Source organism: uncultured Maricaulis sp. (assembly GCF_963975345.1).
Classification (GTDB): Bacteria; Pseudomonadota; Alphaproteobacteria; order Caulobacterales; family Maricaulaceae; genus Maricaulis.
In genome coordinates, this window is sequence record NZ_CAXBGE010000002.1 from 1 (window position 1) to 24,957 (window position 24,957).

28 protein-coding genes and 1 other RNA gene are annotated in these 24,957 nt (G+C 62.8%); 13 read left to right on the plus strand and 16 right to left on the minus strand.

Features of this window, described 5'->3' with window-relative positions; genetic code table 11:
• Positions 1 to 134: 134 nt before the first annotated feature.
• Together AAC029_RS01665 and AAC029_RS01670 are read right to left on the minus strand one after the other, a co-directional pair.
• Positions 135 to 1,610 carry a HAMP domain-containing sensor histidine kinase gene (locus AAC029_RS01665; protein WP_339743278.1) on the minus strand — a complete coding sequence of 492 codons (1,476 nt, stop codon included), beginning with the start codon at positions 1,608 to 1,610 and terminating at the stop codon, positions 135 to 137.
• Between the two features lie 19 nt (positions 1,611 to 1,629).
• On the minus strand, positions 1,630 to 2,391 hold the full coding sequence (locus AAC029_RS01670; protein WP_339743280.1) for a VTT domain-containing protein: 762 nt from the start codon (positions 2,389 to 2,391) through the stop codon (positions 1,630 to 1,632).
• Between the two features lie 131 nt (positions 2,392 to 2,522).
• Between AAC029_RS01670 and rpmH the strand changes: the two genes are divergently transcribed.
• The 7 genes from rpmH to dapD all read left to right on the plus strand — a co-directional run bounded on the left by rpmH (position 2,523) and on the right by dapD (position 8,030).
• Complete coding sequence (rpmH, locus tag AAC029_RS01675) at positions 2,523 to 2,657, plus strand: 50S ribosomal protein L34 (RefSeq protein ID WP_339743282.1); 135 nt, start codon at positions 2,523 to 2,525, stop codon at positions 2,655 to 2,657.
• 5 nt (positions 2,658 to 2,662) lie between these two features.
• Positions 2,663 to 3,040, plus strand: a complete 378-nt coding sequence (gene rnpA / locus AAC029_RS01680; protein WP_339743284.1) for a ribonuclease P protein component — start codon at positions 2,663 to 2,665, stop codon at positions 3,038 to 3,040.
• Positions 3,041 to 3,054: 14 nt separating this feature from the next.
• Positions 3,055 to 4,857: a membrane protein insertase YidC gene (gene yidC, locus AAC029_RS01685; RefSeq protein WP_339743286.1), complete on the plus strand. Its 1,803-nt coding sequence runs from the start codon at positions 3,055 to 3,057 to the stop codon at positions 4,855 to 4,857.
• A gap of 65 nt (positions 4,858 to 4,922) precedes the next feature.
• The gene (yihA, locus tag AAC029_RS01690) at positions 4,923 to 5,495 is read left to right on the plus strand and encodes a ribosome biogenesis GTP-binding protein YihA/YsxC (RefSeq protein WP_339743288.1); all 573 of its coding nucleotides are present in this window, start codon (positions 4,923 to 4,925) and stop codon (positions 5,493 to 5,495) included.
• A 19-nt stretch (positions 5,496 to 5,514) separates the two neighbouring features.
• On the plus strand, positions 5,515 to 6,510 hold the full coding sequence (locus AAC029_RS01695; RefSeq protein WP_339743290.1) for a DUF1036 domain-containing protein: 996 nt from the start codon (positions 5,515 to 5,517) through the stop codon (positions 6,508 to 6,510).
• Complete coding sequence (locus AAC029_RS01700; protein WP_339743292.1) at positions 6,485 to 7,213, plus strand: pyrimidine 5'-nucleotidase; 729 nt, start codon at positions 6,485 to 6,487, stop codon at positions 7,211 to 7,213. Before AAC029_RS01695 ends, AAC029_RS01700 begins: the two co-directional genes overlap by 26 nt.
• Positions 7,206 to 8,030 carry a 2,3,4,5-tetrahydropyridine-2,6-dicarboxylate N-succinyltransferase gene (gene dapD, locus AAC029_RS01705; protein WP_339743294.1) on the plus strand — a complete coding sequence of 275 codons (825 nt, stop codon included), beginning with the start codon at positions 7,206 to 7,208 and terminating at the stop codon, positions 8,028 to 8,030. The genes AAC029_RS01700 and dapD overlap by 8 nt, the downstream gene beginning before the upstream one ends.
• On the opposite strand, the gene AAC029_RS01710 is transcribed toward dapD, so the two are convergent.
• Entirely contained in the window at positions 8,011 to 9,291 is a 1,281-nt protein-coding gene (locus tag AAC029_RS01710) for a TIGR03862 family flavoprotein (protein ID WP_339743295.1), read from the minus strand. The genes dapD and AAC029_RS01710 overlap by 20 nt on opposite strands.
• Positions 9,292 to 9,418: 127 nt before the next feature.
• Between AAC029_RS01710 and AAC029_RS01715 the strand changes: the two genes are divergently transcribed.
• On the plus strand, positions 9,419 to 9,760 hold the full coding sequence (locus AAC029_RS01715) for an aspartate decarboxylase (protein WP_339743297.1): 342 nt from the start codon (positions 9,419 to 9,421) through the stop codon (positions 9,758 to 9,760).
• A gap of 50 nt (positions 9,761 to 9,810) precedes the next feature.
• Here the strand turns inward: AAC029_RS01715 and AAC029_RS01720 are convergent, their stop codons facing one another.
• Together AAC029_RS01720 and AAC029_RS01725 are read right to left on the minus strand one after the other, a co-directional pair.
• Positions 9,811 to 10,512, minus strand: coding sequence for a hypothetical protein (locus tag AAC029_RS01720; protein ID WP_339743299.1), 702 nt, complete (start codon positions 10,510 to 10,512; stop codon positions 9,811 to 9,813).
• Between the two features lie 114 nt (positions 10,513 to 10,626).
• Positions 10,627 to 11,097 (minus strand): cupin domain-containing protein, encoded by a 471-nt coding sequence (locus tag AAC029_RS01725; protein ID WP_339743301.1) that lies wholly within the window; start codon positions 11,095 to 11,097, stop codon positions 10,627 to 10,629.
• Positions 11,098 to 11,147: 50 nt separating this feature from the next.
• Between AAC029_RS01725 and dapE the strand changes: the two genes are divergently transcribed.
• Positions 11,148 to 12,314, plus strand: coding sequence for a succinyl-diaminopimelate desuccinylase (gene dapE / locus AAC029_RS01730; RefSeq protein WP_339743303.1), 1,167 nt, complete (start codon positions 11,148 to 11,150; stop codon positions 12,312 to 12,314).
• A complete protein-coding gene (locus AAC029_RS01735; protein WP_339743305.1) occupies positions 12,311 to 12,892 on the plus strand; it encodes a hypothetical protein in 582 nt (193 codons plus the stop codon). The genes dapE and AAC029_RS01735 overlap by 4 nt, the downstream gene beginning before the upstream one ends.
• A 9-nt stretch (positions 12,893 to 12,901) precedes the next feature.
• Here AAC029_RS01735 and truA read toward each other — a convergent pair whose 3' ends face one another.
• Positions 12,902 to 13,645: a tRNA pseudouridine(38-40) synthase TruA gene (truA, locus tag AAC029_RS01740; protein WP_339743307.1), complete on the minus strand. Its 744-nt coding sequence runs from the start codon at positions 13,643 to 13,645 to the stop codon at positions 12,902 to 12,904.
• Positions 13,645 to 14,577, minus strand: coding sequence for a methionyl-tRNA formyltransferase (gene fmt / locus AAC029_RS01745; RefSeq protein ID WP_339743309.1), 933 nt, complete (start codon positions 14,575 to 14,577; stop codon positions 13,645 to 13,647). Before fmt ends, truA begins: the two co-directional genes overlap by 1 nt.
• Before the next feature lie 86 nt (positions 14,578 to 14,663).
• On the opposite strand from fmt, the gene AAC029_RS01750 reads away from it, so the two are divergent.
• Entirely contained in the window at positions 14,664 to 15,029 is a 366-nt protein-coding gene (locus tag AAC029_RS01750) for a Kazal-type serine protease inhibitor domain-containing protein (protein WP_339743311.1), read from the plus strand.
• Here the strand turns inward: AAC029_RS01750 and AAC029_RS01755 are convergent.
• On the minus strand, positions 15,026 to 15,604 hold the full coding sequence (locus tag AAC029_RS01755) for a hypothetical protein (protein ID WP_339743896.1): 579 nt from the start codon (positions 15,602 to 15,604) through the stop codon (positions 15,026 to 15,028). The genes AAC029_RS01750 and AAC029_RS01755 overlap by 4 nt on opposite strands.
• A 167-nt stretch (positions 15,605 to 15,771) precedes the next feature.
• Here AAC029_RS01755 and AAC029_RS01760 point away from each other — a divergent pair, with 167 nt between their 5' ends.
• Positions 15,772 to 16,620: a pirin family protein gene (locus tag AAC029_RS01760; protein ID WP_339743313.1), complete on the plus strand. Its 849-nt coding sequence runs from the start codon at positions 15,772 to 15,774 to the stop codon at positions 16,618 to 16,620.
• On the opposite strand, the gene AAC029_RS01765 is transcribed toward AAC029_RS01760, so the two are convergent.
• The 3 genes from AAC029_RS01765 to rmuC form a co-directional block, all read right to left on the minus strand.
• Entirely contained in the window at positions 16,617 to 17,816 is a 1,200-nt protein-coding gene (locus AAC029_RS01765; RefSeq protein WP_339743315.1) for an MFS transporter, read from the minus strand. The two genes, AAC029_RS01760 and AAC029_RS01765, sit on opposite strands and share 4 nt — an antisense overlap.
• 106 nt (positions 17,817 to 17,922) lie before the next feature.
• Positions 17,923 to 18,450: a peptide deformylase gene (def, locus tag AAC029_RS01770; RefSeq protein ID WP_339743317.1), complete on the minus strand. Its 528-nt coding sequence runs from the start codon at positions 18,448 to 18,450 to the stop codon at positions 17,923 to 17,925.
• 31 nt (positions 18,451 to 18,481) lie between these two features.
• Positions 18,482 to 19,942: a DNA recombination protein RmuC gene (gene rmuC, locus AAC029_RS01775; protein WP_339743319.1), complete on the minus strand. Its 1,461-nt coding sequence runs from the start codon at positions 19,940 to 19,942 to the stop codon at positions 18,482 to 18,484.
• 135 nt (positions 19,943 to 20,077) lie between these two features.
• Here rmuC and AAC029_RS01780 point away from each other — a divergent pair, with 135 nt between their 5' ends.
• Positions 20,078 to 21,196, plus strand: a complete 1,119-nt coding sequence (locus AAC029_RS01780) for a GNAT family N-acetyltransferase (protein ID WP_339743321.1) — start codon at positions 20,078 to 20,080, stop codon at positions 21,194 to 21,196.
• On the opposite strand, the gene AAC029_RS01785 is transcribed toward AAC029_RS01780, so the two are convergent.
• From AAC029_RS01785 to ffs, 5 genes are all read right to left on the minus strand, one after another.
• Entirely contained in the window at positions 21,193 to 21,915 is a 723-nt protein-coding gene (locus tag AAC029_RS01785) for a queuosine precursor transporter (RefSeq protein WP_339743323.1), read from the minus strand. The two genes, AAC029_RS01780 and AAC029_RS01785, sit on opposite strands and share 4 nt — an antisense overlap.
• Before the next feature lie 67 nt (positions 21,916 to 21,982).
• A complete protein-coding gene (gene recR, locus AAC029_RS01790) occupies positions 21,983 to 22,588 on the minus strand; it encodes a recombination mediator RecR (RefSeq protein ID WP_339743325.1) in 606 nt (201 codons plus the stop codon).
• A 19-nt stretch (positions 22,589 to 22,607) separates the two neighbouring features.
• Complete coding sequence (locus AAC029_RS01795) at positions 22,608 to 22,931, minus strand: YbaB/EbfC family nucleoid-associated protein (RefSeq protein ID WP_339743327.1); 324 nt, start codon at positions 22,929 to 22,931, stop codon at positions 22,608 to 22,610.
• Entirely contained in the window at positions 22,928 to 24,697 is a 1,770-nt protein-coding gene (locus tag AAC029_RS01800) for a DNA polymerase III subunit gamma/tau (protein ID WP_339743329.1), read from the minus strand. The genes AAC029_RS01795 and AAC029_RS01800 overlap by 4 nt, the downstream gene beginning before the upstream one ends.
• A gap of 69 nt (positions 24,698 to 24,766) precedes the next feature.
• An RNA gene (gene ffs, locus AAC029_RS01805) (signal recognition particle sRNA small type) lies at positions 24,767 to 24,865 on the minus strand.
• Between the last annotated feature and the right edge of the window lie 92 nt (positions 24,866 to 24,957).

Genomic DNA, 24,957 nt, shown 5'->3' on the forward strand with positions numbered 1-24,957 from the left:
CGACCACTAAAACCTGAGCATTTCCAGCAAAAGTGGGACCCGGTTTTGCGGTTCGGAAATGCGACCACTAAAACCTGAGCATTTCCAGCAAAAGTGGGACCCGGTTTTGCGGTTCGAAAATGCAGCCACCCAAATCAAACCGGCAACCGCACCACAAACACCGTCCCGTCCGGCCCGGTCGAAGCCAGTTCGACATCGCCGCCGTGCGCCCGCGCCAGATCGCGCGCAATCGACAGGCCGAGGCCGGTGCCGCCGCGCGTGGTCGATCCGGCAAAGGGGCGGAACAGCTTGTCCTGCACGCGTAACGGCACGCCGGGACCGCTATCGCGCACTTCGATCCGGCAAAACCCGGCCGCGCCGCCGTCATTCTCGCCGCTAACACTGACCATGAGCACCGCATCGCGCCCGCTGCCGGCCATCGCCTGGATCGCATTGCGGAACAGGTTGAGGAAAATGCGGTGACCATGATCCGGATCAGCATGCAGGATATGCTCCGGCCCGACCTGATTGTGCCAGCCGATCACCATATCGCCTTCAACCAACAGCGCATCACTGGCGGCCTCTTCGAGCAATTCGGTAAGAGCGATGTGCTGGCGCACAGGCGGGCTTTCCTCGGCCCGGCCAAATTCGAGCGTCGCCTCGCACAGCCGCACGCCGCGCGCGACGGCGCGCACCAGCCGCTGGCCCATACCGCGCACCCGCTCATCGCTGTCGGTCGCCAGCCGGTCGGAGACCAGTTGGGCGCTGGCGAGCACATTGCGCAGATCATGATTGATGGTCGCGACCGCCTCACCCAGCGCGGCGAGCCGCTCGCGCTGATGCAGGGCCTGACGGATTTCGGTTTGCATCCGGGCGAGTTCGGTCTCCGCTTGGCCGATCTCATTGCGGGCGCCGCCGGGCCTGATCGTCAGTGCCGGATCATTCGGCGCGTCGCGAAAACGGATCATTGCCGTCGCCAGCCGCCGCATCGGACGCACAAACAGGTAAAACAGAGACAGATAGATGATCGCACCGACCGTCACCGCGACCAGCACGGAATAGGCAAGATAGCGGCGTGAGAAGGCCGCCAGCGCCGCTTTCAACGGCGCTTCTGGTACGATGACATCGATCAACTCGCCCGGCAGACCCAACGGCGTGGCACGAATGCGCAGAAAGCGGCCGGGCGGCGCGATCAGCGTGTCCAATGTGTCGCGCACATTGCCGATCCAGCCTGTGGTGCGCAAATCGCTCTCGGTCAGCGGCCCTTCAATCGGACCGGCATAGAGGACCAGCTCGTTCATACCATTGCGCACTCGCGACACCGCGACAGCGTCAGCGCCCGCCAGCAGCGCTCCGACCTCTTCCTCGCCCAGCGCTCCGCCCGGGGCGACATCGGCCGCCAGCGCCGCCAAGTGGGCCGCCTCGGCCCGGTCCATCATCCATTGGACGCGAAATCCCGACGAAGCCGGGAAATAGACCAGCACGACGCCAATCGCGATCAGGCCGACGGTCAGCATCAGCAATTGCCCCGGCAGGCTCTCGACCAAGCCGCGGCAAAGGACAGCCATCGCCTCGCCGAACCGGGTCAGGGTACCGCGCGGGGCACCGGAGCATGTGGGTGTCTCAACCATGATTGAACCGCGCCATATCCTAGCGCCTGGTTTGCGGCAAGCGGTCTCTTGCCTGGCGCCGGGTCCAGACGCGATGCAGGACAGCGACGCCGACCATCAGAACGACCATGGCAATCGCGATCAAAAACGAGGGCCGGGTCAGATCCGACAGACCCGGCTGCACCCCTGCCTCGACCAGCTCGCCCAGTCCGGCGCCGAGATTGGCATACAGGACGACCGAGGGCAGCGAGCCCAGCAGGGTTCCGGCAAAATAGGCCAGGAATCGATGCCCGAGCAGGGCCGCCGCCAGATTGACGAGAAAGAAGGGTAGCGGCAGCACGCGCAGCAGCACGACATAGGTGAATTCATCGCGGCGAAAGCCGGAGGCAAAACGCGCGATGCGATCCGCGAAGCGTTGCCGCAAATCTGGCCCTGCCAGATAGCGCATGATCAGCCAAGCGTTGGCCGCGCCAAAAGTAATGCCGAACAGTGAAGCGGGAATCGCCGCCGTACTGCCGAGCAGAAAACCGGCACCAATGGTGAACCACAGTGCGCCCGGCAGAGAGATGGTGACAGCGAGCATGTAGAACAGCGCATAGCCGGCAGCCGCTAGCAGGAGATGGCTGCTGACCCATCCTGCCCAGCGCGCATGGCTCGCCTGCACCAGCTCTGGCAAGCCCTGCGGCGAGGCGCCCAAAGCCAGCGCTGCCAGCATCAATGCCAAAAGCACAGCACCGATCACCAGACGCAGACGGAGGCGCCCGGTCTTCGCCGATCCAGATTTCGCAGCGGCTTCTTGCATGCTCACCTCTTACACTGCCACTGCAATTTCGGCACTCTGTCTGCATGTGAATAACCGCCTGCGCGCTTGACGCCTGCTCCACATATGCGTATTAGCGCCGCTCTTGAATTGATCGCCGATGGAGCGCGACCGTGAAACGCACTTTTCAACCGTCCCAGCTCGTCCGCTCACGCCGGCACGGCTTCCGGGCACGCATGGCCACCAAATCTGGCCGTATCATCCTGGCCCGCCGCCGGGCCAAGGGTCGCAAGCGGCTTTCCGCTTAACGATTATGGATAGCACGCCGCCAGCCATCGACCGGCTGAAAAAGCGGCGTCAATTCCTGTATTGCGCGCAAGGCAAAAAGGCCGTCCGCTCTGGTGTTGTCGTTCAGGCACGCCAGCGGGACGGCGCTTTGCATTTGGGCGCAGGCTTTACCGCAACAAAAAAAGTCGGCAATTCGGTTGTACGCAGCCGGGTCAAGCGGCGCCTGCGCGAAGCGGCGCGGCTGCTACTGCCCCTCCACGGACGGCCTGGCTTTGACTATGTATTCATTGCGCGCGCGACCACCGCCGACCGGGCCTGGCCGTATTTGCTGCAAGATGTTGAAAGTGCATTGGTGAGCCTCGCGTCCGACGAGGCCCCGGGCAACGCGAAACAACGAGCCTGAGAGGCCTGACGATTATGGGCGGAGAACAACGCAATCTGTTTATCGCGCTGGGACTGATGCTGGTCATCATGCTCGGCTATCAGACCTTTATTACCGGTCCGGCGCAGGAGCGCCAGCGCAGCGCCATCGAGGCGGCGCAGGTCGCGCTGCTGGACCAGGAAGCTGACCCCAATCTTCCAGCCGCACTGACAGCGGACCCCACCACCTCGGCACTTGATCGTCCCGAAGCGCTCGCGACCTCGCAACGCGTCACGATCGACGCGCCGAGCGTCGAGGGCTCCTTCTCCCTCACCGGTGCCCGGTTTGACGATTTGAGACTGCGCCGCCACACGGTTGATGTTGGCGGCACCGAGCTGATTTCCCTGCTCAATCCGATCGGCGGCGACAATGTCTTTTACGTCCGCGATGGTTGGCAGTCGCCAACGCCCGGCTTCGCCGATCTGCCCGGCGGCACCACTGCCTGGACCCTGCTCTCAGGCAGTGTTCTGACAGCTAACAGCCCGGTCGTGATCGGCTATGACAGCCCGTCAGGCCTGCATTTCGAGCGTACGATCAGCGTCGACGACAATTATCTCTTCACCGTCTCCGATGTCGTCACCAACACAACGGGCAATGATGTTGAACTGCAGCGCTACGGCCTCGTGCGCGATGAAGGCATGCCGACTGATCTGACCCGCAATATGTCGGTGTTCGAAGGCGCACTGGCGGTGGTCGACGGACGTTTGATCGAGCGTAAATTTTCCAAGCTTGAAGATGGCGAAGAAGACGAAGCCAGCGGCGTTGGCGGCTGGGCCGGCATCACCATGCGTTACTGGATGGCCGCCGCCATCCCTGATCAGAGCCGCAATTTCACCGCCCGCTTCCGCACTATCGAACGCGCCGGCATCATGGCCTTCGAGTCGAGCTATGTCGAAACCGCCCAGGTCCTGCCAGCCGGCGGGTCGTTGAGCTCGACCTCGCACATCTTCGCCGGCGCCAAGGAACTCGACGTGCTTCAGGCGGTGCAGAATGATGATGGCATCCAGAAATTCGACATGGCGATCAATTGGGGCTGGCTCTGGTTTTTAACCCGTCCCTTCGTCTGGCTGCTGCACCATCTCGAACAGCTGACGGGCAATGTCGGCCTCGCCATTCTCGCCCTGACGCTGATGGTCAAGATCGTGATGTTCCCGCTCGCCAACCGCGCTTTTGCCTCGATGGCGAAGATGAAAACGGTGCAGCCGAAAGTCGCCGAGATCAAGGAACGCTACGCGGCCGACCAACAAAAACAGCAACAGGCGATGATGGAGCTCTACAAGAAGGAGAAGATCAATCCGCTGGCCGGCTGTCTGCCGATCCTGCCGCAGATTCCGATCTTCTTCGCGCTCTACCAGACCCTGTTCAACGCCATCGAGATGCGGCATGCGCCCTTCTTCGGCTGGATCCATGATCTGGCAGCGCCTGACCCGACGACGATGTGGAATCTGTTCGGCCTTCTGCCCTTCGACCCTTCGGCTCTGCCGCTGGTCGGCGGACTGTTGGGCGGTGTTCTGGCAATCGGCGTCTGGCCGATCCTGATGGGCTTCACCATGGCCGCGCAACAGGCGCTCAATCCGCCGCCCGCCGATGCGACCCAGGCAAAAATCTTCGCCTTCCTGCCCTTCGTTTTCACCATCATGCTGGCCCAGTTCGCATCCGGCCTGGTGATCTATTGGGCTTGGAACAACGCGCTCTCGGTGACCCAGCAATACATCATCATGCGTCGCCACGGGAATGAGACCCAACTCGACAAGCTGATCGCCCACCTCAAGGAAAAGATCATGGGAGGCCGGAGCTGACCGCGACCGACGATCTCGATCTGCCAACAGGTCGGCGCCTGTTCGGGCGCACCTGCACCTTTTTGATGGGTGCGGTGGATCTCGATCATCTGCCCCCGCCTGACCGCACCGAGGTCGCCTTCGCCGGCCGTTCCAATGTCGGCAAGTCCTCATTGATCAACGGGCTGACCAATCAGGTCGGACTGGCCCGCGCCTCGGGCGAGCCGGGCCGGACGCGCGAGCTCAATTTCTTCAATCTCGAAGGCAGCAGCCTGCGTCTGGTCGATCTGCCCGGTTATGGTTTTGCCAAAGCGCCCAAGGATGTGGTCGAGAAATGGACCCGGCTGACGCGCGCCTTCCTGCGCGGCCGCGTCAATCTCAAGCGCGTCTACCTGTTGATCGACAGCCGCCACGGGCTCAAGCCCGTCGACAATGCGATCATGGACGTGTTCGATGAGGCCGCCGTCAGCTATCAGCTTGTGCTAACCAAATGCGACAAGATCAAACCGCCCCAGGTCGAGCGGACGATCGAAGAGACGTTGACCGCCATCCGCAAGCGCCCGGCCGCCTTTCCGCGCGTGGTGGCGACCTCCAGCAGCAAGCATCAGGGGCTGGACGATCTGCGCGCCGAAATCGCATCATTGCTACCGAGAGCATAAAACCAGGAAGCGTTCCGCCATGTTCATGCGTCTGTCGATCCTGTTGGGCCTTGTCCTGTTCGCCAATGCCCCGGCGCGCGCCTATGATTTGTGCAACCAGACCAGCTATATCGTCCATGCCGCAACGGGCTGGCCCGTTGAGGGCGGGGTTGCGATCCAGGGCTGGATGCGGGTGCGGCCCGGCGAGTGCAAAGAAGTGGCGCGACGCGTCGATCTCGCAGACGACCAGCCGCTCTATTTCTACGCCAAGACCAGCGATGCCTATCTCGGCGGCGTGCGCGAATGGCGCGGCTCAACCGCGCTCTGTGTTGACGAGGCTGATTTCGACGTCGTCGCCAATACGCGCTGCGAATCGCTCGGCCTGGCGAGCCGCGATTTCATCACCCGTGAAGGCGATCAGCGTGATCGCACCGTTCTGGTTGGGCCGGACAATTACAACCAGCATGCCGAGATCGCCGGGATTCAGCGCCTGCTGCAATCGGCGGGCTATCCGGTCGCTGCTGTCGATGGCTATGACGGTCGCGGCACCGACCGCGCGGTCGCGCGCTTCATGACCGATGCCGGGCTGACCAGCCGGCCGGCCAATGGCGCCCTGATCGATGCGCTCGAAAGCCGTGCGATGACTCGCAATGCCCAGAGCGGGCTAACCGTGTGCAACCAGTCCGATGGCGACATCGCCGCCGCGATCGGTTACCGCGTCGGCGAGATCTGGCAATCACGCGGCTGGTGGCGTCTGCATGCTGGCGAGTGCGCCCGCCTACTGGCGGCGCGGCTTGAGACGGCGAGCAGTTATTATTACGCCGAACGGATCAATGCCGGCACGCGCCTGGCGCTGAATGGCGGCCAGGACGCCTTCTGTATCGCTCCCGCCCGCTTCCTCGCCGAGGAACGCACCGGCTGCGCTGATCGCGGCTATGCGACGGCGAATTTCCGGCGCATCCCCGACCCGGCCGATGGCGGCGTGCGGGTCACCATTGAGGAATCCGATTTTGCGGGCCCACGACGTGATCGATGACCGCCCGGATCTGAGCCATATCGATCATTGGGTGTTCGATCTCGACGACACGCTCTACCCCTCTGATGCGCCGGTGATGGCCCAGGTCAGTGCCCGGATGACCGACTATGTCGCCCGCCTGCTCGACTTGCCGCTCGGTGAAGCCCAGATCGTACAGAAGTCCTACTGGCGCAATTACGGCACCACACTCAACGGGCTGATGGCCAATCACAGCATCGATATCCACGAATATCTGGATTTCGTGCACGATATCGATCACAACGTCATTCCCGCCAATCCGGAACTCATCCGCCATCTGGCCGCCCTGCCCGGCAAGCGCCTCGTTTACACCAATGGCTCGCTCAAACATGCGCAGAACGTTCTGGCGCATCTGGGCATTGATCACCTGTTCGACGATATTTTCGACGTCGAGGCGGCCGGCTTCACGCCCAAGCCCCACCGCGCCGGTTTCGACCGCTTTGCCGCCCATTTTGACCTGCCGGTCCCGAAATCGGTCCTGTTCGAGGATTCGGTCCGCAATCTGAAAACCGCGCACGAAATGGGCTTCACAACCGTCCTGATCCGCGCGAAGGAAGGCCTGCGCACTGAAGACCACATCGCACCGGGTGACACACCCGACCATGTGAATTTCGCCGCCGACAGCCTGACGGAGTTTTTGGGCGAGATGCGGACATCGACGACAGCGGAGACCATCCATGACTAACCGGATCCAGAGCCTGATCGAAACCGCTTGGGACAATCGCGACAGCATTTCCACCGAAACATCTGGCGAAGTGCGCGAGGCCGTCGAAGCAGCCATCGGGCAGTTGGATAGCGGCAAGGCAAGAGTAGCCGAACGGTTGGGTAATGGTGACTGGACAGTCAATCAATGGCTCAAGAAAGCGGTGCTGCTGGGTTTCCGATTAAATCCAATGGGTTTGATCAATGGCGGCGTCGCCGGGGCCGGTTGGTGGGACAAGGTTCCGTCGAAATTTGAAGGATGGGGCGAGACCGAATTCAAGGCCGCCGGCTTTCGCGCCGTACCGCCCTGCGCCGTTCGCCGCGGGGCCTATATCGCGCCAGGCGTCGTGTTGATGCCCTCCTATGTCAATCTCGGCGCCTATGTCGATGAAGGCACAATGGTCGATACCTGGTCGACAATTGGCTCCTGCGCCCAGATAGGCAAGCGGGTGCATATCTCGGGCGGCGTCGGCATTGGCGGCGTTTTGGAACCCTTACAGGCCGGCCCCGTGATCATCGAGGATGACGTCTTCATCGGCGCCCGTTCGGAAGTTGCCGAGGGCGTCATCGTACGCACCGGCGCCGTGATCTCGATGGGGGTTTTCCTCGGCCAGTCGACCAAGATCGTCGACCGCGCCACCGGCGAAATCACCCGCGGCGAAATCCCGGCCTATTCGGTTGTTGTTCCAGGCACATTGCCCGACCCCAAGGGCGGACCATCACTGGCCTGCGCCGTGATCGTCAAACGCGTCGATGCCCAGACACGCTCAAAAACCTCGATTAATGAGTTACTTCGCTAGTTTCATCTGCCACTGGATCGTCTGAGTGCGGTGCCTCCACCGCCGATTTCAGGCCCATCCAGACCTCGATCCCGCGCGCCGCGGCAATGCCGGTCGAGAAACAGCCCTGCAGCAAATAGCCGCCCGTTGGCGCTTCCCAATCGATCATTTCGCCAGCAACGAAAACGCCCGGCAGGGCTTTCAGCATCAGGCCGATATCGAGGCCCTCGCGGGCAATGCCGCCGGATGAGGAAATCGCCCTTTCCAGCCCGGTTTGACCAGTGATGGTCACCGGCGTCGCCTTGATCCGCCGTGCCAGATCGGCTGGCGCGATTGGCAATTCGCCGCTCTCGCGGAGCAGGCTGATCGCTTCGGGCGACAGGCCGGCCTTGCGAAGCGTATTGGCCAGTGACTGACCCTTTTTTGCGTCGCTGAGGCGGGCGATGACTTCAGCGATCTTGTGATTGGGCCGCAAGTCGATCGTCGCCGTCACCGGATAGCCGGTCGCCAAGGCCTTGCGGATCGGGGTCGAGAGCGCATAGACCGCGCCGCCTTCCAGCCCATAATTCGAGATCATCGCCTCGCCGCGCACGGTCTCGCCATTGAGGCTGATTGAGATTGTTTTCAACGGCTTGCCGGCAAAGCGTGATTTCATGATCTCGCTCCAGGCGATCTCGACACCGCAATTGGCCGCGGCGAAATCATCGATCTCGACATCGCGGCCGCGCAGGGCTTCAACCCAGCCGGCATCGGAACCCAGTTTAGGCCAGCTCGCCCCGCCCAGCGCCAGCAGCACCGCGTCAGGCTTGTCGACAACCAGATCGCCATCGGGCGTGTGGAACAGCAACTCACCGCTCTCGCCCCAGCCCGTCCATTGATGACGCAACCGAAACTCAACGCCTTGCTCTTCCAGCCGGGCAATCCAGGCGCGCAGTAGCGGCGACGCCTTCATCGTCTTGGGAAAGACGCGGCCGCTCGAGCCAACGAACGTCTCCTGCCCCAAGCTCTCAGCCCAGGCACACAGATCGGCCGGCGTGAAAACCTCCAGCCAGGACGACATCCAGTCCGCGGCCTCGCGATAGCGCGCGCCGAATGCCTCCCGGTCATCGCTATGGGTCAGGTTGAGCCCACCGCGTCCGGCCATCAGGAATTTGCGCCCCAGGGTCGGCATGCGTTCATAGACGGTGACGCCATGGCCGCGCGCGCTGAGGCGTTCCGCAGCGATCAGGCCGGCGGGGCCGCCACCAATGATGGCGATATGTTTGGGGGTTTGTTCGGTCATGGGCGGGTTCTAGTCGTTTCCTGGCGAAACAGCCAGAAATCCGCCCAGTGCGCTGATCCAGCCCTGTCACGGGGCGCCCGAATCTGATGCAATGCGCGTCAGATCAGGAAACATGAAGGATATTGCCGTGAGCGACGTGAAAACCAAAGCCAATCCGGATGCTGCCAATCCGGCCGCGCCCTACGGCTCCGCCAATAACCCGTCGGAATTCGATGTCCTCAAACGGCTCGACGCCAATGAGCCCTATTTCATCATCCGCGGCGGCGACCCCCTGTCAGACGCGCTGGTCGAGCTGCACGCCTATATCGGCGCCGGCCAGAGCGGCGCTGCCCATGACACGCTGGAACGCATCCTCGCCCTCACCGCCCAGCACCCGCCGCGCCCCGTAGGATCGCCCAAATATCGCGAAACCTTCAAGATCTCGATCTCGATGGAACGCTATCGCGAGACGCACGGTCGCGGGCATTAGGGTCTCAACGAGGTACATGTCCCTCACCCTGGGGCGAGGTCAGGTGCGCCTCAGCCGGGCTCTTCGTACTCAATGATCTGCCAGAGGATCCGGCGATCAGGCTCCGACGACGGGCCTTCCTGATTGGCATCAAAATACGCTCGGGTTGGATGCTGCACGGGCACCCTCCCGGCGCCGAAGCCCGTCACCTCGCCCGGGTTCGCACCGATGGGTTCATCCACGAGGAATTCATCATATCCGCTCCAGTTGAACGTCCGGCGCAGCGCGAAGTACCGCTCAATGATCCTCTCGTCGCGCGGTTGCTCCCCACTACGCATAACAGTGCGCCGCCCGCCATCGAGGATGACCAGCACGTAGTCCTGAGACTCAAGCAGGTGGCGCGGGTTAATGCCCTGAGTGGGCGACAGGGCGCAAGCTTCCAGGTAGGCCGCCCCGAGATAGCGGCTGGTCATGGGTTCACCGGGGTTCAGGCATCCGCCATTGCGATGGACCAGACGATAACCGCCGGGGTCGCTCAAAATTCCCCAGTGCTGATTTGTGGCGCCATTCACACACGGCTCACGGAAGACCCCGCCATCCGGGTGCCGCGCGAGACAATTGTACTCGATACCACGCACGATGAAGAGGAGTTCCTCGCCCGGCTGACTGACGCGTGGTGTGACGGCCGCGGTGGCTGTCACGTCCTTTTGCGCATCGGCGGCTGAGCCGAACAATGCGGCGATCGCAGCGATCACAATGGCGAAGTTTTTCATGAGGATGATCCACACCTTGGGTTTTCTCGGAGAGTTACCGCAGGGTGCGACGGCGTCACCCTAGGGGGCATGGCGCCGAACGCAACCCGCTCGCTCAAAGAAACCCAAATGGAATCAATACGGCGTGCCATCCTTGTGGACGAATGTGCCCGTGCCGGGCCGGTCATAGCGTTCCGGCAGGGCCTTCATATCGATATCGGGATAGTTGCAGGCATCCTCGTCGATGCGCGTACCGATGGCGATGAAGACGCAGTCGCTGGCGGATCGGTTGACCAGATGATGGCCATCCTCGACACCGGCGCGGAAGCCGGCGCAATCGCCTGGGCGCAGCACAGTTTCGCCGCCATCCATCACCAGCGTGACCTCGCCGACGAGAACCTGAACGAATTCATCCTCGTGGCTGTGCCAGTGGCGCTGTGACGACCAGGCTCCGGGCTCAAGCCGCACCTGGTTGACGCCGAACTGGGACAGGCCGGCAGCCTCACCGAGGCGGCGGACATGGCGTCTTTTGCATGGCTCGTTGATGGGTGTGGGATAGCCGCATTTCGAACTTTCATCGACATCGCTGACGGCGAACGTGCTCATGGCTGCATCCTCGTTCTGGCGCGGCCGGGCGAACCGGCTATGTTTCGATTATGAACACACAACACGATCTTTCCAATCCGCTCGCGCTCGCCCAACGCCTGATCCGCTGCCGCTCGGTGACGCCGGCCGATGCCGGGGCGCTGGATGTGGTGCAACAGGCACTGGAAAGCCTCGGCTTTGCCTGCCGGCGTCTGCCCTTCGGCGAGATCGACAATCTCTATGCTCGTCGCGGCACGGCCTCGCCCTGTTTCATGTTCGCCGGCCATACCGATGTCGTGCCCTCGGGCAATGACGCCAAATGGAGCCACCCGCCTTTCGCGGCCGAAGCGATCGACGGTGTATTGTGGGGGCGCGGCGCGGCCGACATGAAGGGCGCCATCGCGGCGATGATCGCTTCCGTCCAGCGCTTGCTGAGCGAAGACGGCGAACCGGACGGCTCGATCGCCTTTCTGATCACCGGCGATGAAGAGGGCATGGCGATCAACGGCACCAAGGCTGCTCTGGCGCAGCTCGCTGACGAGGGCGAGAGCTTTGATCATTGTCTGGTCGGAGAGCCGACCAATCCGACCGCGATGGGCGAGACGATCAAGTCGGGCCGGCGCGGCAGTCTCAATTGCCAGATTTCCATCACCGGCCGCCAGGGCCATGTCGCCTATCCGGAGCGTGCCGAGAACCCGATCCCTGTCCTGCTCACCCTGCTCGGCCGCCTCACGGCGCGCCTGCTCGATGACGGCGCGGAAAATTTCCAGCCTTCGAATCTGGAGCTCACCAGCATCGATGTCGGCAATCCAACCACCAATGTGATCCCGGGCCATGCCGAGGCGCGCTTCAATATCCGCTTCAATATCGCCCATACCGGCGACGAGTTGACCCGCTGGATTGAGGATGAGGCGGCCCTGGTGGCGCTGACCTTCGATGGCGAAGTGGTGTGCGATATCCACGTCACCGGTGAGGCTTTCCTGACCCCGGCCGGCGAATTCACAACGCTGTTGCAAGACGCGATCGAGGCGGAGACGGGCCGCCGCGCCGCGCTCACCACCGGCGGCGGCACCAGCGATGCCCGCTTCATTCACCACTACGGACCGGTTGCCGAATTTGGCCTGGTCGGCGCCAGCATGCACAAGATCGATGAATGCGTGCCCGTCGCCGATATCGAGACGCTGACGCGGATCTATACCCGCATCCTGACGGCCTATTTCACGGACACGCCGGCATGATGCGTCTGGTCGCCGAAGCCTGGCTGGCGCTGCAAGGCGTCTGGCGCATCGTCACGTTCAAGGATGGTTGGGAATCCAGTTTCGACACCTCGATGGGCGGACTCTGGCACTCCTTTTCCGCCGCCATTTTCGCACTACCACTGGTCGCGCTGATCCTGCTCAGCGCCTGGCACGGCTCAGCCGGCGAGCGCAGCTATGGGCTCGAAGACCTGCTCGTCTACTCACTGTCCTGGGTGGTGTTTCCGTTCGCGGCCTCGCTGGCGGCGCACATTGTCGGTGCGCGCGGACGCTGGGCAGCTTGGGTGGTACTGCACAATTGGAGCTCGATCCTGCTGTTCGCGGTGCAGGCCAGCTTCTGGACGCTCTTCCTCGCCGGGCTGATCAATATCCAGATCCTCGGCATCATGTCCGGCCTGTATGGCTATCTGCGCATTCTGGTGCATTGGCGCATCGCCTATATCGCACTGGGCACGCCAACCATCACCTCGGCGGCGGCCTGTGCCGTACCGATCCTGGCGGCGAAGATCATGGTGATCCTGATTTCGCTCGCGATGGCACCAGCCATCCCCGCCGGATAGCGCGAGCGATCAGTCCGGATAATCAACCGCTACCAGATACAACCCGTCCGACGGGGCGACCGGGCCGCAGCGCTTGCGATCTGCGGCATCAAGCGCGGCCTTGAAATCACGCACCGACCATTTGCCAACCCCGACCTCGACCAACGAGCCGACGAAGGATCGCACTTGGCGGTGGAGGAAGGAGCGCGCCGAACAGGTCACTTGAACTTCTTCGCCAATGCGCGAAACGCGGATCTCGTCGAGGGTCTTGACCGGGCTTTCCGCTTGGCATTGCGCATCGCGGAAGGTCGAAAAATCATGGCTGCCGACCAGGGTCTGGGCGGCGGCATGCATGGCGTCGCTGTCGAGCTGCTGCGGCACGCGCCAGATCTGGCCCTTGTCGAGGGTCAGCGGCGAGCGACGGTCGATCAGGCGATAGAGATAATGCCGCTTGGTGGCGGAGAAGCGCGCATGGAATTCCTCGGTGACTTTCTCGGCATCGAGCACGGCAATCGGGTCGGGGCGGAGATGGTGATTGAGGGCATCGCGCACCCGGTCACAGCGCAAATCCTTGTCCAGATCGAGATGCGCCACCTGCCCCAGCGCATGCACACCGCTATCGGTGCGCCCGGCGCCTTGCACGATCACCGGCGCGCCGTTGAGCGCTTCGGCCGCGCGTTGCAGCGAGCCCTGCACGGAGGGCCCGTGATCCTGCCATTGCCAGCCGTAGAACGGCGTGCCGTCATATTCCAGCGTGAGCTTGTAGCGCGGCATCAGCGCAGCACCGTTCCGGCCGGCACCGAGGTGCCCCGCAGAAAGTCCTGCGCCTTCATCGCGCCCTTGCCCTCGCGCTGCAGCCGCATCAGGCGCAGGGCACCGGTGCCGCAAGCGATCAGCAACTCATCATCAAGCGCCGTGCCCGGCACGCCCTCGCCAGACTCACTGGCGGCCAGCAAGACCTTGACCCGAACCGGCCCCTTCTCGGTCGCCAGTTCGAACCAGGCACCGGGGAAAGGCGAGAGGCCGCGGATATGCGGTGAGAGTTCGCTGGCCGGCCGCGACCAATCGATGCGCGCTTCTTCCGGTGTGATTTTCCTGGCGTAAGTGACGCCCACTTCCGATTGCGCCGACGCTTGCAATGAGCCGCGCTCCAGCGCCGCCAGTGCCCGAGACCACATCAGGGCGCCAGCATCCATCAGCTTGTCATGCAGGCTGGCAGCGGTGTCGGTTTCGCTGATCGCCACCGTCTCGGAGAGCAGGATCGGGCCGGTATCGAGGCCGGCTTCCATTTGCTGGATCTGCACACCGGTGACTTGGTCACCGGCCATGACCGCCCGCTGGATCGGGGCCGCGCCGCGCCAGCGTGGCAGCAAGGATCCGTGCAGATTGAGGCAACCCAGGCGCGGCGCATCGAGGGCGCGCTGTGGCAGGATTTGCCCGAAGGCGACGACGATGGCGGCATCGAGATCGAGCGACTCGAACTCGTCGAGCACCGCATCATCCTTAAAGCTGCCAGGGGTTGAAACCGGGATTCCCAGCACTTCGGCGAGCTGATGCACCGGCGTTTTCTGTTCCGACTGGCCGCGCCCGCGCTTGCGCGGCGGCTGGGTATAAACGCGCACGATCTCGTGGCCCGCTGCGGCGATCTCGGCCAGCGAGCGAACGGCGAAGTCGGGCGTGCCCATAAAGGCGAGGCGGAGCGTCATGCGCGGCAGGTTCCCATCAAAATCAATCGAATTCTTCCCGCTGTCTTAACTTTGATATAGGTTGACCGCCAAGCAGGAGCGACACCATGACACGATCACCCGGCATGCTCATCGCCCTCGTTTTCGGACTCTTGGCGCTCGGCGCCTGTGCAGTATCAGCGCCAGACGCTTCGTCAAGCGATCCGCGTCAATCGGCGGAGATTGGCGGTATGTGCGGCGGGATGATGGGCATTGGTTGCGCCGATAGCGGTGCCTATTGCCGCTACGAGCAGACAGCTCAATGCGGCGCGGCGGACCAGTCCGGCATCTGCACGCCCATGCCACAAGCCTGCACCCGCGACTACCGCCCCGTGTGCGGTTGTGATGGCCAGACCTATGGCAATGCCTGCACGGCGGCAGCGGCTGGCGTCAGCGTGGTGCGGGACGGGCAATGCGAGGCTGACGGCAGCTAGCCACCCCAGGGCGCCGGTGGGACATCGACCGGATGGGTCAGATCGAAGCTGACTTCGAAATGACGTTCCGGGCGATCGAGGGCATAGGTCAGCGCCGTATCGGTCAGCGCGACCGTCCAGACATTGGTCACTGAAACCTCAAGGCCTTCGCGCTCGAACAGGTCCTTCGAGAACTGGTCGGCCGGGAATTCGGCGCGGCCATCGACCGGCGGCGTGATGGTGGAACCGCCATACATGGTCACGGCATCCTCGCTGCCGTCTTCATGTCGATGATCGTGCTGCAGGCGCAGGCCATCCGTCTCACGGGTGATCAGCCAAGTGCGCGAGCGATCGTCGCCGACATGAAGCGGGATGCGAAGTTGGGCGTTGCTGCAATCTCGGAAATGGATGGTGAGCGTCTCGGCCGCCCAGTCGGCATCGCGCGGATCATCGCTGGTGACCTGGCCCTCAAAGGCCTGGCCGCAATACTGCGACAGCTCGGCGAACATGTGCTCGCCGCCGCGCGGCGATAATGGCGCACTACAGGCGGCGAGGCTTATCAGACCGAGCGCGGCGCTGGCATGGATCAGTTTCATCACGACAATCCCCTTGAAATCATTTCACAACGATCCCGCGCCCGTCCGTGCTGGTCAAGCGACAAGCGATCCTGTCCGCAGCGGAAACAATGCTTTTCGCCCGGATAGCTGTTTTCCCGCCGGCAAGGGCCTATTTTAAAGCTCAAGCCAGCCCGCAGGAGCGCATCATGACCGCTACGACCAAGACCAAAGCCCGCCGCATCAGCCAGATCTCGCGCGGCGTGCCCACTTCCGACGGTGCCGGCGTCAAGCTGACCCGCATGCTCGGTCATCAGGGGCTGGATTACCTCGACCCCTTCCTGATGCTCGACCAGTTCCGGTCTGATAATCGCGACGACTATATCGCCGGCTTTCCGAGCCATCCGCATCGCGGTTTCGAGACTGTCACCATCATGCTCGATGGCCGCATGCGCCATGGCGACAACAAGGGCCATAAGGGCGTGATCGGACCCGGTGGCATCCAGTGGATGACGGCCGGGCGCGGCATCGTCCATTCCGAAATGCCCGAGCAGGAAGATGGCCGCATGTGGGGCTTCCAGCTCTGGGTCAATTTGCCCGCCAAGCAGAAGATGACGACGCCGCGCTACCAGGAATTCGATGCCGACCAGATCCCCGTCGAGGATCGCGCCAGCGGCCCGGTCCGCATACTGGCCGGCAGCAGCGCCAGCGGCACCACCGGTCCGGTCGAACAGATCGCGACCAAGCCGCTTCTGCTCGACGTCTCGCTTGAGCCAGGTGCCGTATTCACCGAGGCCGTGCCGGCCGGGCATACCGTTTTCATCTCGGTCTATATGGGCGAGGTTTCCGCCGGCAGCGAGACCGTCAAGGATCCAGACCTGGCCGTGCTGACCAATGGCGATGCCGTGGAGTTGAAGGCGGGGCCCAAGGGCGCGGGCTTCCTGCTCGTGGCCGGCCAGCCGCTGGGTGAACCGGTCGCGCGCTATGGTCCCTTCGTGATGAACACCCAGGCCGAGCTGCAACAGGCGGTGACGGATTTTCAGGCGGGTCGGTTCTAGGCTGCCCGCCGCAACCACACCGCGCGCCAACCCAAACCCGCCAGGGCGATGAGGCAGAAGACGGCGCCGGCGTGGAAGGTCCATGACGGGCCGAGCCGGTCCCAGATCAAGCCAGCCAAGCCGCTCGCCACCAGCATGGCGAGGCCGCTGACCAGGTTGAAGAAGCCAAACGCGGTGCCGCGCAGATCTGCCGGCGCCGCGTCGGCGACCAGCGTCGCCAACAAGCCTTGGGTCATGCCCATATGCACGCCCCACAGCGCGACACCGGCCAGTACCACGCCCCAGGAATCATTGATGCCGAGCACGAGGTCGGCGGCGATCAACACGACCAGGCCGAGCGCCAGCAGGGTTGAGCGGCTCATCCGGTCGGACAGCCTGCCAAACGGGTAGGCCGTGAGCGCATAGACGACATTCATCGCCACCATCACCAGGGGCACAAGTGCCACCGGCACGCCGCCCGCCTGTGCTCGCAGCACCAGAAAGGCTTCGCTGAACCGCGCCAGAGTGAAGACGGCACCAATCCCCACCACCCACCAATAGGCCGCGCTCAGCCGCACAAGATTTTCGCGCCGGATCGGGTTGGTGCGCGGCGCTTCATTTTTGGTCTTCGGTTCGCTTACCCCAACCAGCAACAAGGCGACGGCCAAGCCGCCGGGTATCACCGCAACCCAGAAGACGGCGCGAAAATCATTCGCCCACAACAGCATCAATCCCACCGCCAACAAAGGCCCGACAAAGGCGCCGACCGTGTCGAGCGCCTGCCGCAGACCGAAGGCGGCGCCGCGCATCCCGACCGGTGTGACATCGGCGATCAGCGCATCACGCGGCGCGCCGCGAATGCCCTTGCCGACGCGGTCGAGCATGCGCGCGGTGAAGACCAGCCCGGTTGTGGGTGCGAGCGCAAACAGCGGCTTGCTCAGCGCGCCAAGCGAATAGCCGATCACGGCCAGTCCCTTGCGCTTGCCGAGATAATCGCTCAGCGCGCCAGAAAAGATTTTGACGATCAGCGCCGTCGATTCCGCCAGCCCTTCGATCAGCCCGACCACAAACACGCTCGCACCCAGTGTCGTGACCATGAAGATCGGCAGCAGCGAATGCACCATCTCCGAAGAGACATCCATCAACAGGCTGACAAAGCCGAGAACCCACACGCTTGCGGGCATTTTGGGCAAGGGATGCGCGGCGGATTTGTGCATGGGCGGTTTCTGGTAAGGAAATAACCGCTCTCAGTCCTGCAGCGGAGGACCAGACTTCACCGTTCGACGCCGCATATCAAGCAGACAATGCGTAGGCTGAAAGTCCTCAGGCCGCGTCTTCGCGGGACTTGTCTTTTTCCAGTTTTTTGACCCTTTGCACCGCCCGCTGGCGTTTCAGGCGCGAGAGGTAGTCGATGAAGAGGACGCCTTCCAGATGGTCCATCTCGTGCTGGATACAGACGGCAAACATGCCCTCGGCGATCTCTTCGCGGGGCTGGCCGTCATAATCGAGATATTTGATCTTGATCCGGTCGGGGCGCTCGACCTCGTCAAACACGGTCGGCACTGACAGGCAGCCCTCTTCATAGGGCTCCAGATTGTCGGACGGGTCGGACAGGACCGGATTGACGAAATAGCGCGGATCGGGCGCCTCGCCCGATTTGGCCAGATCCATCACGATGACGCGCTTGGGCACGCCAACCTGGATCGCGGCCAGACCGATCCCATCGGCGGCATACATGCTCTGCAGCATGTCATCCATCAGATCGCGCAACTTGTCGTCCACCTTGGCAACGGGTTTGGACACCAGTTTCAGGCGCGGATCGGGAACAACGAGGATTTCTCTGATAGCCATGCTCCCTAGATAGGGCGAGCGGGTTAGCGAATCAAGAATCCGACGCTTCGTCGTCCGCCACCGGGGCAGCCAGGGCTCGCGGCGCTTCGTCGAACGACACGTCGTCGATATCTACTGCATCGAGATATTCCTCCGGCAAGGATTTGCGCGCCTTGGCACCGAGCGATTTGAGCTTCTCGGTCTGGCCGACGATATTTCCAGCACCTTCGGTCAGCTTGTTCTTGGCGGCCCGCCAGGCTGTGTCGGCCCTGCCGAGATTGACGCCGATCGAATCGAGATCGGTGACGAAACCATGGAATTTGTCGTACAGCCTGCCAGCACGATCGGCGATTTCCAGCGCGTATCGATTCTGTTTGTCGATGGCCCAGAGGTTTTGAACGGTCCGCATCGCCATCATCAGAGTCGTTGGGGTCGCAATCATCACATTGCGCGCCGCTGCATCGAGCGGCAATGTCGGATCATTGTTCAGCGCCAGGGTCGTCGCGCCCTCCAGCGGGACAAACATGATCGTGAAATCGACCCCCTGGTAGAGATCGCCATAATCCTTCCCGCTCAACTCTTTCACGTGCGCCCTGAATGAGACGAGGTGGGCTTTCAACGCCGCGCCACGAACTTCCTCGGTGGCGTCTTCCGCACTGAACCGATTGAAGGCCTTGAGCGAGACCTTGGAGTCGATGACGAGCTTTTGCTTGCCCGGCAGCTCGACAACCACGTCCGGACGCAGCCGGGTACCGTCCGACAGGGTTTCGCTCTGTTGAACGAAAAATTCCTGCCCCTTGCGAAGCCCCGCCTGCTCGAGAATGCTCGACAGCAGCAGCTCGCCCCAATCGCCCTGAACCTTCGAGGACGAGGTGAGCGCATTGGTCAGATTCTTCGCGTCCTGGGACATCTGGGTCGCGTCCTTGCGGACGATATCCATCAACGCCTTGATTTCACCGGCGTGATTGGAGCGTTCCTTGGCATCCGTCTCCACCTTGGTGCGAAAATCGACCAACTGGTCACGCAAGGGCTTGAGCAAAACCTCGATCCCTGCGGCGCCCTTCTTGTTCAGCTCGGCACCACTGGTTTTGATGATTTCGTCTGCGGTGAGTTTGAACGTTTCGTTCAGACGTACGCGTGCCTTCTCGTGTGCCTGTTCAAGCGCGATGAGCTTTTCATCATGGTGCCGGATCGTTGTATCATACTCGGCCTTCAGGCTGGCAAAATCGGCGGCCAGCTTGCTCCTTTTCGCCTCCAGCGCCTCGGTCTTGGTCCGCAGCCGGTCGCGCTCCTCCACCACCGTCTCGGTGCGCGCGATGGCCTCGCGTGCCTGCAGCAGTTCGGCCGTTTGGCGTTCGGTCATGCCACGCAGGGCGTCGCGTTCCTGTTTCAACTCGTTGATTTGCGCCGACTCGCCGGCAGCAGCGGATGCCGGCTTACGCACCAGCAGCAGCACCAGGAGCACGATCGCAAGCGCGAGCCCGGCGAGCAGAAGAAGATTGGCGATATCCATGGCATGGGTCCGAATCTGATTGGTCGAGCCGAGCCTAACATGCCGGCCCGGACAAAAGCTGTCGCCTGCAATTAGGCGCGATCTTTTCGGCCCGCAACTTGCGTCTCCCACCTCAAGCGAAGCCGGGGAAGCGAAATGACCGTACGGATCGTCCCGATCGAGGACATTACAGACCAGATGATCCTCAATTGGAACAGCTGGGCAGCGCCATCCGGGCGTCTGATCAGTCCGTATTTGCGCTTTGAATTCACCCAATCCGTCGCCCGCGCCCGCAAGGATGTGCGCGTCGCGTTGTTCGAAGAGCATGGCGAGGTCATCGGCTTCTTCCCGCATCATCTGGCACGCGAGGGCGTCGTCCGCCCGGTCGGCGCACCGATGAGTGATTATCAGGGCATTATCGCAGCACCGGGCCAGGTGCTCGATCCGGTCGCGGCGCTGGCCGCCGCGCGCGGCTCCGCCCTCGTCTTCGACAATTGGTGCGGAGCCCACACGGGCCAGGCCGGTGACACGCGTAGTTTAGACGGTTCAACCATCGTGGACCTCGCCGATGGCGCCGACGCATTTTTCGCCGCTCGCACCGCAGAGTTTTCCTCGCACTTCCGCAAGACGGCGCGGTTGCAGCGCAATGCCGAGCGCGATTTCGGACCGGTTCGTGTGGAGCTGGGCGACCCCGACGGACAAATGTTTGACCGTCTGTGCCGCTGGAAGCAGGAACAATACCGCAAGACCGCCAAGCTCGATGTGTTCGGGATCGACTGGGTCCAGGCCGTGCTGGCCGACCTGCGCCAGAGCGAGGGCGGCGAATTTGGCGGACTAACGGCTGCGCTCTGGTTTGGTGACCGGCTCGCCGCGGTCGAGTTTGGGCTCGTGGCCGACGATGTCTATCATTCCTGGTTCCCCGCCTATGACCCGGAACTGTCCAAGTATTCTCCCGGACTGCTGCTGATGCACGGGCTGTTTCGCGAGGCCTGTCAGCGCGGCGTCAGGCGGGTCGATCTAGGTGCGGGCGGCGGGCACTATAAAAAATACTATCGCAGTTACGACGTGCCACTGGCCCAGGGTCGCACCTTGCGGCCGGGTTTGGCATCCTTGGGCATTCGAAGCTGGGAAATGGCCGAGTCTGCGGCGCGCGTAATGCCCGAAAAATTCGCCGAAATTCCGGTCCGGCTGCGCCGGCGCTGGTCGCAGGCCTGCGCCTTCGAAGCGAAGCTCACGCCACGTCTGGCCAGCTTCGCCCGGGCTTTCTCGCTCTAACCGCGCCAATCCAGAAGGCGCCGGCCCTCAGCATAATTCCGGATCAGATAAATTGCTGGCGTATCGAAGGCTGCGACCAGAATTTTGACAATTATCTGGCCGAGAATCAGGCTGCCGATCGCCGCCAAAGGCACCGTGCCGAGAAATCCGACACAGATGAAGATCACACTGTTGAGCATTTGCGACACCATGGTCGAGATATTATTACGGAACCAGAGCCGATTCTTGCCAGCGTCGCGTTGCTGGAAATAGTGATAAATCAGAACGTCCGCGCTGGCGCTGATACCGAAAGCAACCATGCCGGCAATATTGAGCCGGTTGCTGCTCGACATGACTGAAGCGAAGGCGGATTGGCGCTCGGGGGTCCAATTATCGGCGACGGTGATGAAGCTGAACACGTCCTCGGCGTGAACCGCGTAAAGCACCAGGACGATCATCAACACCCGCATCACGAGTCCGACCAGCACCACACAAAGCGCGTAACTGCGGCCCCAGACCTCGCTGATCGCGTCGGTGGCCAGATAAGTCAGCCCGAAGGCGATGGTGCCTGCAGGCACCAGCACGGACAGACCGCCGAAATGGAATTCCTGGAGCTTGATCGCCGTCATGGCGGCGAGCACCAAGCTCACCATGAACAGGCCGATACAAAAGAAAAGCGTGATGGCCTTGCGCGTCAGACGACCGGCATCATGCAGGCTTCGCTCAGAATCGTCCTGCATGCCCCATCGACCTCCTCCAGCTTGCGGCATCGACCATAGAGCGATTTGGTTTTCTGAACAGGCTTGATTATACCGCCGCGCGGCTGCGAAAAGCCGCCGCCAACGTGCCGTCATCGAGATAATCGAGTTCGCCACCAACCGGCACACCGCGGGCCAAGGATGTGACCGAAACACCGGTTGGCTGCAACTTGTCGGCGAGATAATGCGCCGTGGTCTGACCATCAACTGTGGCGTTGAGCGCCAGCACGATCTCGACGATTTCCTCGCGCGCGGCGCGTTCGATCAGCTTGGTGATATTGAGATCGTCGGGCCGCACACCGTCGAGCGCCGATAACACGCCGCCGAGCACGTGATAGCGACCTTTAAAGGCGCCAGCCCGTTCGAGCGCCCACAGATCGCCGACGGTCTCAACGACGCACAGCGCGGCGGGCTGCCGGCCGGGCGAGGCGCAGACGGCACAGGGATTGGTCACATCGAGATTGCCGCATTCGCCGCAGGCGCCGATCTTGTCGGCGGCGTCGGCCAAGGCTTCGGCGAGCGGACGCATCAGGCTGTCACGCTTGCCAAGCAGGTGCAGGGCGGCGCGGCGAGAGGAGCGTGGGCCGAGGCCTGGCAGCTTGGCGAGCAGGGCCATCAGGCGTTCGATTTCTGGGCCGGCGGAGGCGGTGCGCATCAGGTCTACTCCGGTCGCGTTAGATAGGCGGTGACATACCGGGCGGTAACTGCAAACCACCTGTTACGTCCTTCATAACTTCCTGCTGCATCGCTTCCATCTTGCGCTTGGCGTCGTTGTGCGCCGCCATCACCAGATCTTCAACGACTTCGCCCTCGGCCGGGTTGAGCAGAGACGGGTCGATCGACAAAGCGCGCATTTCGCCCTTGCCGCTCAGGGTCAGCGTCACCAGACCGGCACCGGCTTCACCGACGACCTGGCTGGCACCGAGTCTTTCCTGCGCTTCGGTCATTTTCTGCTGCATGGCCTGGGCCTGCTTCATCAATCCCATCAGGTCAGTCATGCGCGATTCTCCGCTTGCTTGGTCTCATCGTCTGGTTCGGTTTGGGCAGCCTCGATAACGCGGACAATTTCGGCGCCAGGGAAGAGGCGCATCGCCTCCTCGACGGCGGGATCGCTGCGGATATCGGCCATTCTTTCCTGCTTGCCGCGCTGACGGCGTTCTGACCAGGTCTCGGCGCCCTTGGCATTGGCGTCGGCGAGGATCATCCAGCGCGTCTCGGTCCATTCCTGCAAGCGTTTGGACAGACGCTGCGCCAGATCGGAGGGGGCATCCTCGGCCGGCTGATAGGTCATCGCACCGGGCTTGAACGAAACCGGGCGGACACAACGTTCGACGTCGAGTTGCAGGATGATGTCGCGGCGCTCCTGCAACATCGCGATCAGGTCTTCGAACGAGCCGGGGCCCTGCTGGATCGCTGCTGTCTCGGCGGGTTCCGGCGCGGTACCGGCCTCGGCCGGGCTGGCTGGCTCGGCCGGCGCAGCGGCCGGCTCAGGCTTTCCCGGCGCCTCCCTGTCAGCCGCCGCTGGCGGTTGGCTGGCGAGCAGGCGGGCCGCGTCTTCCGGCGGTGGCAACATCGACGCCGCAACCATGCGCAACAGCGTCATCTCGGCGGCCGCCAGCGGGTCGGGCGCAGTGCGCACATCTTCCAGACCGGTGAGCAGGAGTTTCCACAGTCGTGTCAGCTGGGCCAGGCTTTGACTTTCGGCAATCACGGCCAGACGCTGTACCGTATCGGCAGCCTCACCGAGATCGGCGCCGGAGCCGACCGCTTTCACCCGAGAGGCGGCGTGGACATAATCGAGCAGATCGCGCGTCACCACGACCGGATCACCGCCGGCATCATAAAGCGAGGACAGCTCGGCCAGCGCTTCCTTGGTGCGGGCAGCCAGCGCGTGTTCGAGCAGGTCGAGCACACGGGCGCGGTCGGCCAGACCGAGCATGTCGCGGATCTGGATCGCGGTCACCGGACCATCGGCCTCGGCGCCCTGGACAATCGCTTGGTCGAGCAGCGACAGGCCATCGCGGACCGAGCCTTCGGCGGCGCGGGAAATCAGCGACAGGCCATCGCGATCAATGGCGGCCGATTCGAGGCCGCAAATCCGCTCGAGATGATTGGTCAGAACTTCGCGATCAATCCGCTTGAGATCAAAACGCTGGCAGCGCGACAGCACCGTCACGGGGACTTTACGGATCTCGGTGGTGGCGAAAATGAATTTGGCGTGCTCGGGCGGCTCCTCCAGCGTCTTCAACAGGGCGTTGAAGGCCTGGTTCGAGAGCATGTGAACTTCGTCGATGATGTAAACTTTATAGCGCGCCGAAACCGGGGCGTAGCGGACGCCCTCGAGGATTTCGCGGATATCGCCGACCCCGGTGCGCGAGGCGGCATCCATCTCCATCACATCGACATGGGCCGAGCGCGCGATGGCATCACAATGCTCGCCGCGAACATCGAGCTTCATGGAGGGCTGGTTGATCTCGGCATTGCGGAAATTCAACGCCCGCGCGATCAGACGCGCGGTCGTCGTCTTGCCGATCCCGCGCACGCCGGTGAGCATATAGGCATGAGCGATGCGGCCGGCGGCAAAGGCATTGGTCAGCGTGCGCACCATCGCGTCCTGGCCAATGAGATCTTTGAAGGTGTCGGGACGGTATTTGCGCGCCAGGACCTGATAGCCGGGAACAGGGCCAGCCGTGGGCAGATCGAGCCCCGGCATCAGCGCCTCCGCTGCGCCTGTCTCGTCGGATGGCAGCGGCGTATCGTCCATATCGGCTCGCTTGACTGAAAAACTCCTGGCGCCGGACCCGATTTCGCCGGGCCTGATTGCGCTGATCTGAGTGGAAGACCGGACAGCGACCCGTGCCAAAACTCGTTACGGCTGCTTCCTTCCGGACCTGACCGGGTTGGCGAGGAGCTCGTCCACCGCCGATCTTCCGCTGTCTATATCGCAAGCCGGGCGGGATGGTGCAAGTCGGGGCATCACTCTGGCCGGTGAAAACAGCGCGCATCGATGGGGCCTGCAGCACC